We start from the raw sequence: 12,812 nt of genomic DNA on the forward strand, positions 1-12,812 counted from the left end.
AGTCTCAGGAAGTTTGAGATGCAACTTCTAATTGACGGCGCATTTCTTGGCATAATCAATGGTTTTATTGTGATATTCGGGATCGGGCAGACGGGATATGGCATCCTGCTTTCATTTGCCACAGTGGCCATTGCGCTTCTTGGAGTGTCAGCCATGGCTTCTGATTCAGCGGGTTATACTGAACTCTTCATAATGGTTCTCAACATGATCCTTTTCGGGCAGTTTATAGATCTGGCATCATTCTCTTTAATAGCTTCCCTTTCGGTTATTGTGGCGCTAATAGTTCTCATGGGAGTATACCTGGTAAAATATGCTGGAAGTGCGGATTCCGAGGAATCGGCCTGATCAGGCAATGGTGCTTTGGCAACCTGTTTATACGTGATGAAAGCCCTTTTCAATAAACCGCTTGGAGAAAATTTTAGATAACTCCGTACCTTCTGTTAACGGAAAAATTCATTTATTGAATTTTCATATTTACAATATGGTTTCAACTCCGTTTCTGAAGAGACTCATTATGGGAGCCATCATAATATCATATGTTGCAACATATCTCAACCAACTGGGTATATTGCAGTATCCATTCGGAGCGTCTTATGGAACAATCTGGAATATAGGTTCCATAATTGGGCTTGTATTTGCAATAATAGCCATACGTTTAGTCCTTATGGTGCCAGAAAAACAGCTGGCATGACACTTGGCACTTACTATTAACTTTATGAAATTCAAAAAATATTCAATTTGAATAATATGGTGGTAGACTATATTATGCTCTATTTATCCTTTTGATTGTTGTAAATTGACCCGTGGATTGATTGTCTTAGCGCGCAGAAACCTGAATTTCCAGATTCTTTATATGTACAAACATAACTTCTCAGCAAGTGGGATATTATTCGTCATTTCAAGAATCGGGGATTTGCGGGATGGACACACTCACACATTTGTAACAATATGTGAGTCGAAACCGGCCAAGGGATGCTAACATTAGGATAATGATGGAATTTCAACATGGTGTTTTCTTAGCAGCTATCCCAATTTACCTTTAGAAATTGGAGATCAGTTACTTTTTTTGTCCGTCTAGTTTATCAAAACGGTTCTCAAGAATCTTCTTCTTTGAGAATAGGGAAATACGTCTAGCATTTTCTTCAGTCAGGCCATATTTCGTTATGAGATGTTTATACGTATCTCTTGAGGAAAATCCAAGGCTGAAAACGATCCACAATAACAAAGATAGATATGCAATGAAGAATCCAAATTTAATCGGCGATAAGAACGGAACATATTTTCCACTCAGGATTTCAAAGGAGTAAGAGGCAATGATAAACCCTCCAATTATCACGATAGTCAATATTGTTGGAAGATAGAAGTCAACTAATTTTTTATGCTTATCAAGCTCTCTATACATTTCGATCGGTTCAAAAGCCATCCATTTTGCATACGCGTATACAAGAACGCTTAAAGGAATTATTACTTCGGAAATGGTTGCGATCACTGCTAGAGTGAATAAAAGGCTAAGCATAAGACAATATTACCCCCTCTATTTCTGGCCAATTCCCAAATGCATAGAATGTCTTTGAGTTTATTCCAGTATACTGTGCAATATTATTGTACACATTAGTCACCCACTGTTGCGCTGGTTCTGTGCCCAAAGGTTGCAGTTCACGCAGAACTTCGAAAAGATGATTTCCGGGATTTGTTATTCCCCAAACTGCATACTCAGGTACTAAGCCCCATTCCCATGCGTTCAGTGTAAATACTAATCTAAAATTAGAGGTCTCAGCCCATTCATTTTGAAATAGATAGTTGAGATTGCTTTCAACGTCATATATGGGTGTCGATGATCCTGAAAGATCAGCGCCAAGGCTTTCAACCACGGTTGCTGCACCTTCAGCTGCTGCAATAAACGATCCTGCGCCAATTCCTACAAATCCGAGGATTCCAGACACAGCCGCCCCTAAGAGAGTGCTAAATAGATCATCAAATTCTAAGGCTTGGCCGGCCCAATCAACAAAATTTTCTGCGTTCAGGTGGTCAGCAAAGTTAACATAGATGTTGTAACTTGTTCCAGAGATTATGCCGCCCCATCCCCAATGTATTGTGAATGAATTGAGACGGATATATGGATCAACTGGGATTGTTTTACCGTTATATTCAATAATGGCATACACTAATGATCCATTGTTCTTAGAGTACTTGTACTTGAGCATGAAAGCCTTGTGGAGATGGTATTCTATTGTGGTGTTAGAAATAAGAACCCCTTCACGGTGCCACATCACGTAATTTGCATCAATCTTATTCCCTGTGTGGTGCTGATTCATTTCGAAGGTTTCTATAGCATCAATTTATTTAATGGCTGATTTGTCTTGATGTTCCCACATGCTCAATATGATGAAGTCATTCGATTTACTTATTCCTCTGTACTTCGAGGGTATCCTGTAATAATTCGTAATGTACCACTGGGTTGCGCTCATATCGGCTAGATACTGGAGGCGATCAAGGGGATTTGTGTCTATAGATTTGCCATATCTGTTAAAGTCGCTGATCGTAAGGGCGTTGAGTTTTATTTTCTGACTTGCATTCATGTTAAACGAATAAGTCTTTCCTGTTATTGATGTTTCAATGCTCTGTGCTCTTGTTCCAGAATGGTTCATGTGGTTTAATGGATCGTGTGTAATACCAGCAAAAGCGAGCGTTATCATTGCAATAACTACGACACTTGTGCCTAAGAATTTCCAAGTTTTGTTCATAGGAGTCAAAATATTTTATCATATACATATTATTAATTACCCTCACCCTGAAAAGATGTCAAAGATCCCGGGATAAGACAGGGAATGTTTACCGCCTATGCATTTTTGAGCTTGAGTTTGTAGATGCGCTTAAAACAAACGATTGGCATATGTTTAAGCCCATGAGAGAACATGAAAAAGCCTAAGCGAGATGGAAAGAAGAACTAGAGCAATCGTGAAAAATTGCCAGAAAAAACATTGCCATGGCTATGCATCAGAGAGTAAAACAACCCATCTTAGCCACTTGCATCGATTATTCAAAAAGAGGGTGGACAAATATAACTTCTCTGCCTGGGTGACATATGAAGAACTAAAATAATTGAATTATCATGCATTCCGATAGTATCCCTAATTTTGTGTAATGAGATCAGCGTCCAGATCCTGGATCATTGGATATTATAATGCAAGCATCGGATTATAGAAATGTCCTTAAGTTAATATGAGTTAACTTAATTAACTCCGTGTATATTATGATATTATGGGAGAGAAAGAGATATTACTTGCGGCAAATGTCCTTAAGAACGAGAAAAGGTCTTTCATCCTTAAGAAAATATTTGAGAGCAGGGAAATGACATGGTCTCAGATTGTGGATACAGTTGAGACCCGGTTTAACATAAGAGTAAATCCCAATACTGTGAGCTTTCACCTTAGGGCCTTGATCAAATTGGGGTTAATATCCAAGTACGGAGATCTATACACTATTAGGGACGAAAGCCAGGCACAGGAAATTCTTAACCAGGTGAAATAAATGCCAGTGGCAGTGGATGATCTCTGGAAGATAAAGGCACATATTGCGACTGCCATCTCTCAGGCAACCGGAGAATATCCAATTAGAGACAACGTGACTATGGAATCTCTGAAGGAAACGAATAATGAGTATGATATCTCGGGCAGATATACTATTTCTTACACCGGAAAATCGCACACGTATAGTGTCAGGATTGACAGAGACGGCAAAATTTCGTTTTTATCGATTGATAACCAACAAATCATTTCCTAGTGGTTTTAAATGTTTGTCTTAATTCTTGGGAGCTATGATAGCGAAACCAAGCAATTACTTTAATCGCTCAGGGATTATCTAACCAGTAAGTTTGTGGAACTTGGTCATTATTTTATAATAATGGAGACGATGACTCTTTTTAGGGTTGAAGACGGAAGAGAAGTTCTGACAGAAGAGGACGGGGCCAACAATGTAACACTGTATATTTTTCCCTCGAGAACCCAGGCGGGAGAGGTTGAAGCAGAAATGATAGACACTGTAAAACTTGACGGCGGCTTAGAAGAGACTGTGTCTAAATACATTACTGAGCTTGATCGACTTCCTCTTCAAACGAGAATACACGTGGAAAAGGCCCCCATTACTGGTCTAACTGGTCTTTTCAATTTCTTAGTTGAAATATGCGCATTCTACAATGTTATAAGGCTCAAAGAAGAGACTCGCGGAGGGGAATACCTTGAACTATGCCAGATTTTGAGAATGAAAGACAGCCGCATGGTGAGGCAGGAAAGCGATGTTAACTACTTCAATAAGGTAGGAAACGTACATTCGACAATGCTGAATTTGCTCCTGGATAGCAAAGAAATAATGCTGAGGGATTTCAATGATAAAGATGACCTCTGCCAGCAGATTGAAGAATTGGTGAGGCTTATACACAGAGAGCACCCAAATTTTAGAGCATAATTTGTTCTAGAAAAAGGTCTGAGGAGAGCAGTGGGTCATGGCATAATGGCAAATTTTTTTATTCAAACATTAATATATCCCAAAATGACCGTCCTTAGTATTTAAAGGAACAGAAAAAAAGCCTGATATTGCGAGAATATTTTCGTACTAATGAAATCAGTATATGACAGCGAATCGCATTTCCCATCCCCTCGCGGAAGATAGTACACGTGCGAAACGTGGCAGGCTTTACCATCGGGTTCGGAATGAGACCGGGTGTGACCCTGCCGCTCTGGCCGTCACGAACACTACATATCACGGATCTATAAAATCATTTTGGCAAGAATGGCTTTCAGTGCTTTTAGAATCTATGGTCATCGCTGATCTAGAGCAGCCCGGTTTCTTGTAAAAATACCCAGGAAAATCGCCAGGCTTGCAAAGCCGGAAAGTGTAGTGTAGAACCAGAGGAACACAGGGTCTGTGGTGAGGGAGTATACAGTGCCGCCGAGAAGCGGACCCACTGCCCGCCCAGCCGAGAGGAACGCGTTGTATAAGCCCATGTTCTTTCCGATGTTCTCCGGCTTGGAGACATTGGATATCATCGTGACGCCGGTAGGAAAGGCAAAATCTTCTCCAATGGTCAGGATAACAGTGGAAGCGACAAAGGATACAATTCCGTGGTCAAAGGCGTAACTGAAAAATCCTGCAGAATAGATCAGCGTGCCCAGGCCATAGGATATAAAATTCCCGATCTTCCTTGAAATGCGGAATATAAATGGCTGCGAGACAACCACAAAAATGCCGTTTGTGAGGTAAACTATTCCAAGTTCATAGTATGGAAGCCCCCGTATAATCCTTGCATAATTGGAAAGCGTAACTGTCTCCTGGGACTGCACGATGAAAAGCAGCAGAGCAATTATTGATAGAAGAATGACAAACCGGTTCTCAGTGCCCAATTTTCTAATTGCGGCCAGGGTTTTAGCGGGCTCGGAGATCAGAAAGGAAAGGATCAGGGAGATCAGGCTCATTGCCAGGCCAATTGTGAAAAGTGAAGAGAATGAGTAATATGAAAGTACAAAGCCACCAATTGCCGGGCCCAACCCCCATCCTATATTGCTGCCAACCCTGAGCATGGAAAAGCCTTTGAGCTTGAAATCACTGGATAGAGATACAATTGCATTTGCTGCTGGTGCCTGCAGGGAATTCCCGAACATGAGTGCAATCAGAATTCCGGGGAACTCCAGAGATGACAGGAGGAGTTCCGGAGCTGCTGTGGCGAGAAGGTAAATAAGAGAAACAATTCCCAGTGAAAGTATAACGGTTACCTTGTACCCAATTCTGTCAGAGACTATCCCGCCATAAATCTGAACCAATCCTGAGATGGCTCCACCTATGGCAAAAATTGCCCCAACATAGACAAGGGAAAGATGAAGAGAAACGTGGAGATAGATGGAACTGTAGACCCAGATTGAAGAATAGGCCAGTCCCCTGAGCGTCGAAGTCGCCGTAATGATCTCCACATTCCGCAATTTCACGGTCATTGGGGGTATATATTATTTGTTTTGTATGTTTATGGGCAATTCAGGGAATGTGTGCCATGGTGCAGATTCATGGACAGGGTTCAATCCACTGGTCAATAAATGCATAAGGTACCCTTAATGCAGGACTTCATTTGTAATCATAATCATGTATTGAGGCGCAGTTTCCACAGATCGTATGTACCGTTCAACGGAATCTGTCAGGGCTGAACATGTAGTCCCCAATACTGTCCTTCACCTTCTCCCTGTTAACCGATAGCTCTTCCAGAAGGTTGCTTATCCTGTCAGCAGTCATGGCTTTCATTTCTCCGCTCAGCAGCTGCCCTGTTCTGTATTCTTCATAAATCCTGGATACAACAGATGGATCATTCTCCAGGAGCCTGAAAACGTTGAATGAGAAGTCTATGTCAGGATTTGCGCCATATTTTCTCTGCTCCTCAGCGGTATCTCTTCCACCTGAAAACGCATATTTCATGAGTTTCTTCCTTACGGTTTTCCTGTCGTCATCAAGATAAATGCCAGTTGTGGTATCGGAAGACGACATTTTTCCGCTTCCTTTCAGGGAAGGAATGAACTTTGATATTATTGATGATGGCTTCTCATAACCTATCTTTGGCATGACGTCTCTGGCCACCTTAAAGTGAGGATCCTGGTCGATTGCATAGGGTATGAGGCATCTTATGGTGCGCCCCAGTATCTCAGAAAGGATGAAAGACGGCACAGCCTGAATGCTGGTGAAGAAGTATTTCCCCACATTGTCGCTGTCATCAAATCCAAATACTGATTTAGCCAGCGAGACATTTATGTGGCGGGCCACCTTGATTGCGTTGTTATAAAGGAGGCCTGAATTCAGGGTATCCACCATTATGTGGGTTTTCTCCGGACTGAAGCCAAGGCTAAGAATGTCAAGTATGTTATCGTTGGTATATTTGGCTAGGTCACCGGAATTCAGATCCCGGAACAGGAACTTCTCGTCATCTGTGATCTGTATTATGAGATCAACGTTAAACTTCTCCTGCAGCCACTTGGTAAACATGAAGGGAAGCAGATGGCCAAGATGCATCTTCCCGGATGGACCTCTTCCAGTGTACAGGTAAAAACCATCTCCTCTGGAATACGCATCAAGGATCATATCCAGGTCTCTGTGCGCAAAGAATACGTCGTAACGCAGGAACGGATGGAGATCTCCAGTATAGTTGGCGATTCTTTCCTTCATGGCAGTGTCAATTATCCTGGCGCCGAACCTGTCCGCTATCTTTGAGTAATCAGTGTCACCAAGATTGCCTGAAACCTCCCAGGGCGTAACCTTTGCATCTTCCGTCAATGAGACACTCCCTTCATCAGCTTGTTCATGCCGTGCTGGATGGCACATCCTTCATGAACAGGTCCTTTTCCATTAGGCTTTTCATCCGTCCCAAATCCTCGGGCCTGAATATTCCATACTCTGTTATGAACGCTGTCACATATTTGTTGGGGGTGACGTCAAAGGCAGGGTTCCTAGCATGGCTGGCGGCAGGACCAAGATTCTTGCCGTTCACGATGAGAACCTCCCCCTCTCCCCTTTCCTCAATGGGAATGCCGTCACCGTTGGATATTGAGAAATCAAAGGTACTTCCAGGGGCTGCAACATAGAACGGTATCTTATTCTCGTGTGCAAGTACAGCCTTCTCATATGTGCCTATTTTATTTGCGAAATCTCCGTTGGCAGATATCCTGTCTGCTCCAACAATAACAAGATCTACCTCCTTCCTCCTCATGTAGAAGCCTGCTGCATTATCTGCGATAATTGCATGGTCGATTCCCTCCTGACCAAGCTCCCATGCAGTAAGTTTCGCGCCCTGCAGTCTTGGCCGGGTTTCATCAACAAAAACAAAAATGTTCTTCCCTTGGTTGTGTGCGATCCTCATGGGGGCCAGGGCCGTTCCCCAGTCAACCACGGCCAGTGCACCGGCATTGCAGTGCGTAAGGATCCTGCTGCCGTTACCTATAAGCTCGTTGCCGAATTCGCCAATTTTCTTGCTTCTGCCGCTGATCTCCGTGGAATATCTTCTGGCTGCACCCAGATCAAAATTGTTAGCCTTCATGTAATTTATGGCCTTGAAGAGATCAAATGCAGTTGGTCTTGTCGCTCCTATCTTCTTTACGGCTTCCTCCATGTCTTCCTTGTTTTTCTTGGCCATGGCAAGCCCGAAAGCGGCAGTGACACCAATTGCAGGTGCACCTCTGACCACCATGTCCTTTATTGCGTAGGCAATATCATCGCTGTTCTTTGCCTCGAAAACCTCTATTTTTTCAGGCAACTTTCTCTGATCGATAAGCTTGACCACATCATTTTCGTACCAAACTGCAAACAGGTGCTTCAACTCGCCGTCAATGTTTACTTTCATTGACGGTTCATGTCTTTCTCAGATAAATGAATTGTTCATCACTTCAGCAGGACAAGATCCAGGACCTGTTCATCTGATGGGGGCTCAGTTATGTCTCCGAAGGGCATATTCACGTAATGCTTTGGAGACTTCTCTTTCATTATCAGTTTCCTGAAGAGATAGTTCTGGATTCCCGGTGTCTCGTATCTGGCCAGAATTCCCATTAGGCGTACAGTTTTTTCCTGTATGCTGCTGGCATCAGACGATCCCTGCACAATTTTCAGCGTGTTCAGGCAGAAATTAGCTGATGAGCACACTCCACCTGAAGCTCCCATTTTCAGTGAATCAAGGAGGAGTGAATCCTTGCCCTGATATACGGTAAGCCCTGGGATCTTCAGGAATTCAGAAAATTTATCAAGGTTATTCCCACTGTCCTTGATGCCCTTAAGGTTGTCATGTTCCTTCCTGATTCTAGAAACTGTCTGAGGCAGTATTTCTGTTCCGCTCAGGGATGGATTGTTGTAAGCATAAACATCAAGATCAAAAGCGTCCAGTATGGAATCGTAGAATCTTACTATTGAATCCTGACTGTATTTGTGGTAGTATGGATTGATGGCGACAAGTTTGCCATATCCAAGGTCAGCCGCTATCCTTCCCATCTCAATGGTCTCTACCAGACTGCTTCTCGTTATGCCGGCAAACATGTCAAGCCCATGGTTTAATTCAAGCGCCCACTGGAGAAATTCCTGGTGCTGCTCGAAGGAAAGGGAGGCCATCCCGCCTGTGGAACTTCCCGCAAAAAGTCCGCTGAAACCGTTTTCTGCTGCATATACCATAAATGCGTCAAGGGCGTCCCTGTCAAGATGGTTATTCCTGAAGGGTGTTATCATAGGTATTATGAGTTTTCCTGTCATGGCTGGATGATATTATTAGCAGGATATTAGAAACATGTTATATTTTATGTCAAGTGTGTTGCACAATTCAATAGGCATGTGTCATCTCTCTTAGAACGTTGTAATACTGCACCTTCAGTGCAATCTCCTGAACTATGTAATCAGGCCTGTTGGCCTTGATTACCTCACCCATTGTCCTCTTGAGGCCTGAGAAATATATCTCCACATGCCATCTTTTTCCATAACCAACGGATTCCTTCCATTCCTTTTCCGATGTCCTCCGGATCTGTCTGACTATTTTCGCCCTGGCAGATGATCCCCTGCTCCTTGTGGATGCATTCTTCCTTGGGGGTATTATTGTATTCTCCCCGAATGTATTGTATATTGACTTTGAATCATAACCCTTGTCTGCAAATATCCTTCTGATCCTTTCTTTTACAGATTTCAGCAGTTCCTTTCCAGCCTTTGCATCATGCACATGTTCATCTGTGATGGCAAATGACATCACTGAAACTTCATTTATGGATATGACAGCATGAAGCTTTGACCATCCTCTCCTTGCTTTCTTCCATTTTGATCCAAGATAATCACCCCTGATGGTGATCTTGAAGCCTGTGGAATCTATTGCACAGTCCACAGGCTTTCCCTGAGAATTGGGAATTGAAGGCACAATCTTTCTTATTCTTCGGAATATGCTTGTGTAGGAGACAGCTGTTATTCCGGTGATCCTTGCAAATATCCTGGCAATTCCCTCCAGTGACCTGAAGGGAATGCTGTACATTGCCCTGAGTTTTGCAAGGAATGTTATGAATGCATTTGGTGTCCTGTAGGGATGGCCTCTCTTTCCTCTGTTGTTATCTGCAAGGAGATTCCTCCAGTTCATGAGAAATGATGGGTCCATTAGATCCTCAATTCTATTCACAAGAGATCTGTTGTACCTGTCATACCTTCTGTCCGAACCGATCCAATATCTTCTTTTGCTTCTATTGCCTTTAGCCGTGATTGGCTTTGGTGTCATACAAACCAATCACTCCCCTGTATTTTATTATACAGGGGAATTATGCAACACACTTTTTTATGTCAAATTATTTATATAGTATAAACATGGAGCAGTGAATGATTCAGATCACCGATCTTACAAAACAGTATTCGCGGAACCAGCCCCCTGTTGTCAGGAATCTCAGTCTGGAGATAAATGATGGTGAAATAATGGGATTTGCCGGTCTGAATGGAGCCGGAAAGACCACAACAATAAGAATCGTCTGCGGTATCATCTTTCCCACTGGCGGAAAGGTTCTGGTCAACGGAAAGGATATCGTCAGGGAAAAAGTTGCTGCATCCAAACACATTGGATGGGTTCCCGAGCTCCCAAACTTCGAACCTACCGGTAAATCAGTCCAGCTTCTGAAATATTATGCAGGCTTCTATGGGATACCGCCAAAGGAGGCCGAGGCAAAGGCAGAAACACTACTAAGGAAGTTCAACATATGGGACGCCCGCAAGAGGCCGCTGAAGGATTATTCACAGGGAATGAAGAAGCGTTTCTCCATAGCTGCTGCCATGATGGGCGACCCCGACAATTTCCTCTTTGACGAGACTCTGAACGGCCTCGACCCGGAAGGAGTGAAGAACATGAGGGACTTTATGCTGTCGCTCAAGAAGGAAGGCAAGGCAGTCTTCCTTTCTTCACACATACTTTCAGAACTGGAAAACGTTGCAGACAGGATTGCAATAATCAAACGGGGAGAGATAGTGAAAGTTGTTGAGAGATCTGAACTCAGCAACCTTGGTGAATTATCAGTGAAAATAGTGCTTCAGAAGGCCGACGACAATGCTGTGTCTTTGCTTCAGCAGTTCGGGAAACCTGAAAACAGCGGCAATGAGATCACACTGCACAGCCTCAATATCCCATCAGATGAGGTGTACAAGGTCTCTGAGGCTCTCTTCAAGGCCGGTTACAGGGTAATTTCCATATCCACAGAGAGCGAAGGGCTTGAGGACTATTTCCTTGAACTTGTGGGGAGTGGGAAATGAGGGACTTCATATACGACCTTAGAAGAACCCTGACGGGAAAATTCACCATAGTGATGATCGTGCTGATTGTACTGGCCACCGTCGGGATTGCATATGCCGCAGTCTCCTTCAGTTCAGGGAGTTCCGTGGCACCGGGTTCAGAGGCATATGTATATCCTGCTGTTTTCAAGACACCATATGGATACAACGTGACTGACTTTGTGGCAAATGGATATGGCCAGCCGGTGGCGGGCCTCAGTATAGACTCAAGTTTGGTGAACACGACATTCAACAGAACAACTGCAACATATAGCACGAAAATGGATAACCTTTCTGGAACAACCAACAGTTATGGATATTTCAATACTACGGTTCATTTTTCTCTAGTAAACTATACCCAGTATGAGTACTTTCCACTCTATATCTCCGGTATCAATGTAACTGCAGAATTTCAGAATCCAATAATAGAAAAGAATGCATCGTCGGAAGGGGGAATTAATTATTATAATTCAGCGGTATGGCAGAGCACCAGCAACCAGTCTGTGTATTTCGTTGCGAAAGTGGCGAACCCTTCCAGTAAGACCCTCAGCAATATTGAGATTTACTATGCTTCCGCAAACGGTTCTGCAATGCCGGAAGCAAACCTCTATTATTACGTGCAGAACCAGTCCAGTATATCACTTCCGCTCCCTTCTAAGGAAATGACGCTTTATGGGCAGATTGGCGGTTTTCACAATAAGGTATTCACACTCCCTCTGAATGCCACAGCCAATGGCTTTAATGTAATAGTTGAGCTATTCCCACCATCTGGTAGTGTACAGCCCTTAGTGATGTTATCATCAGCCATTTTGTTCAGCTCAACATCCTCGGGTGCTCTGCTGGAGGCAATTCTGCAGGTTCCATATGAATTCCTGATACCCATTTTGGGCATTTTCTCCGCATATTTCTATTACGGCAAGGACAAAGCTTCAGGTGTCCTTGAGTCCATTATTACAAGGCCTGTCACAAAGGGTCGAATCTTTGCTTCAAGATTTATTGGAGGTGCAGTGAGTTTCCTGGTGGCTCTTGTTGTGGCCGAGGCTCTTTCGGACATCATAATTTACAAATATACAGGTTCTCTTCTCTCTTCTTCTTACTTCTTCAGCATTCTTGGAGGGTATCTGGTGGAGGCCATTGCCTTCTCCGGACTGATTTACCTGGTTTCCCAGTTCCTGAAGTCACAGGGTGGAATTCTTGGCACTGGCATCGGTCTCTTCTTCGTCATGGTTCTTTTCTGGAGCGACCTCATGGCTCTGGTGCTGTTTGCGCTGCATGTTGATTCTGCAGTAAAAAGCGGTGTTATTGCAGCGCTTGCTCTCGATACCATTTCGCCAAGCACATTCCCCTCACTGGTCATAGATTTGAGGTCAGGCGTGTACGGTTCCACACTTGGCATAAGTACAGGTTACCTGGCATCAAGCGTTGGGATCACAACAGTATCAGTTGTACTGGTAGGACTGGCGTGGCTACTCATACCCGCACTTGCTTCATTCTTCCTTGCTCGATCAAGGGACTGAGGC

Annotated in this window: 15 protein-coding genes and 1 rRNA gene; 7 read left to right on the top strand and 9 right to left on the bottom strand. The window is 43.5% G+C overall.

Annotated elements, in window-relative coordinates; genetic code table 11:
• Positions 1-18: 18 nt before the first annotated feature.
• Together RE469_07225 and RE469_07230 are read left to right on the top strand one after the other, a co-directional pair.
• Positions 19-345, top strand: coding sequence for a hypothetical protein (locus RE469_07225; GenBank protein WMT43993.1), 327 nt, complete (start codon positions 19-21; stop codon positions 343-345).
• Between the two features lie 136 nt (positions 346-481).
• Positions 482-691: a hypothetical protein gene (locus RE469_07230; GenBank protein ID WMT43994.1), complete on the top strand. Its 210-nt coding sequence runs from the start codon at positions 482-484 to the stop codon at positions 689-691.
• A 366-nt stretch (positions 692-1,057) separates the two neighbouring features.
• Here the strand turns inward: RE469_07230 and RE469_07235 are convergent, their stop codons facing one another.
• The 3 genes from RE469_07235 to RE469_07245 are packed head-to-tail and all read right to left on the bottom strand — an operon-like array spanning position 1,058 to position 2,744.
• Positions 1,058-1,516, bottom strand: a complete 459-nt coding sequence (locus tag RE469_07235) for a hypothetical protein (GenBank protein ID WMT43995.1) — start codon at positions 1,514-1,516, stop codon at positions 1,058-1,060.
• Complete coding sequence (locus RE469_07240) at positions 1,509-2,315, bottom strand: hypothetical protein (protein WMT43996.1); 807 nt, start codon at positions 2,313-2,315, stop codon at positions 1,509-1,511. Before RE469_07240 ends, RE469_07235 begins: the two co-directional genes overlap by 8 nt.
• Before the next feature lie 24 nt (positions 2,316-2,339).
• Entirely contained in the window at positions 2,340-2,744 is a 405-nt protein-coding gene (locus tag RE469_07245; protein WMT43997.1) for a hypothetical protein, read from the bottom strand.
• Positions 2,745-3,261: 517 nt separating this feature from the next.
• Between RE469_07245 and RE469_07250 the strand changes: the two genes are divergently transcribed.
• The 3 genes from RE469_07250 to RE469_07260 all read left to right on the top strand — a co-directional run bounded on the left by RE469_07250 (position 3,262) and on the right by RE469_07260 (position 4,464).
• Entirely contained in the window at positions 3,262-3,531 is a 270-nt protein-coding gene (locus RE469_07250; protein WMT43998.1) for an ArsR family transcriptional regulator, read from the top strand.
• Positions 3,532-3,783: a hypothetical protein gene (locus RE469_07255; protein WMT43999.1), complete on the top strand. Its 252-nt coding sequence runs from the start codon at positions 3,532-3,534 to the stop codon at positions 3,781-3,783.
• 120 nt (positions 3,784-3,903) lie between these two features.
• Entirely contained in the window at positions 3,904-4,464 is a 561-nt protein-coding gene (locus tag RE469_07260) for a hypothetical protein (GenBank protein ID WMT44000.1), read from the top strand.
• A 161-nt stretch (positions 4,465-4,625) separates the two neighbouring features.
• Here RE469_07260 and rrf read toward each other — a convergent pair.
• The 6 genes from rrf to RE469_07290 form a co-directional block, all read right to left on the bottom strand.
• Positions 4,626-4,747 (bottom strand): 5S ribosomal RNA (gene rrf, locus RE469_07265).
• Between the two features lie 70 nt (positions 4,748-4,817).
• Positions 4,818-5,963 carry an MFS transporter gene (locus tag RE469_07270; GenBank protein ID WMT44001.1) on the bottom strand — a complete coding sequence of 382 codons (1,146 nt, stop codon included), beginning with the start codon at positions 5,961-5,963 and terminating at the stop codon, positions 4,818-4,820.
• Positions 5,964-6,168: 205 nt separating this feature from the next.
• Positions 6,169-7,305 (bottom strand): tryptophan--tRNA ligase, encoded by a 1,137-nt coding sequence (gene trpS / locus RE469_07275; protein ID WMT44002.1) that lies wholly within the window; start codon positions 7,303-7,305, stop codon positions 6,169-6,171.
• A gap of 25 nt (positions 7,306-7,330) precedes the next feature.
• Positions 7,331-8,368 (bottom strand): S-methyl-5-thioribose-1-phosphate isomerase, encoded by a 1,038-nt coding sequence (mtnA, locus tag RE469_07280; protein ID WMT44003.1) that lies wholly within the window; start codon positions 8,366-8,368, stop codon positions 7,331-7,333.
• A 38-nt stretch (positions 8,369-8,406) separates the two neighbouring features.
• Positions 8,407-9,261 (bottom strand): dihydrodipicolinate synthase family protein, encoded by an 855-nt coding sequence (locus tag RE469_07285; protein WMT44004.1) that lies wholly within the window; start codon positions 9,259-9,261, stop codon positions 8,407-8,409.
• A gap of 67 nt (positions 9,262-9,328) precedes the next feature.
• Positions 9,329-10,258, bottom strand: a complete 930-nt coding sequence (locus RE469_07290; GenBank protein ID WMT44005.1) for an IS5 family transposase — start codon at positions 10,256-10,258, stop codon at positions 9,329-9,331.
• A 98-nt stretch (positions 10,259-10,356) separates the two neighbouring features.
• Between RE469_07290 and RE469_07295 the strand changes: the two genes are divergently transcribed.
• Entirely contained in the window at positions 10,357-11,274 is a 918-nt protein-coding gene (locus RE469_07295; protein ID WMT44006.1) for an ABC transporter ATP-binding protein, read from the top strand.
• Positions 11,271-12,809, top strand: a complete 1,539-nt coding sequence (locus RE469_07300; protein WMT44007.1) for an ABC transporter permease subunit — start codon at positions 11,271-11,273, stop codon at positions 12,807-12,809. The genes RE469_07295 and RE469_07300 overlap by 4 nt, the downstream gene beginning before the upstream one ends.
• Positions 12,810-12,812: the final 3 nt, after the last annotated feature.

Source organism: Cuniculiplasma divulgatum, from assembly GCA_031200235.1.
In the GTDB taxonomy this organism is placed as follows: Archaea; Thermoplasmatota; Thermoplasmata; order Thermoplasmatales; family Thermoplasmataceae; genus UBA509.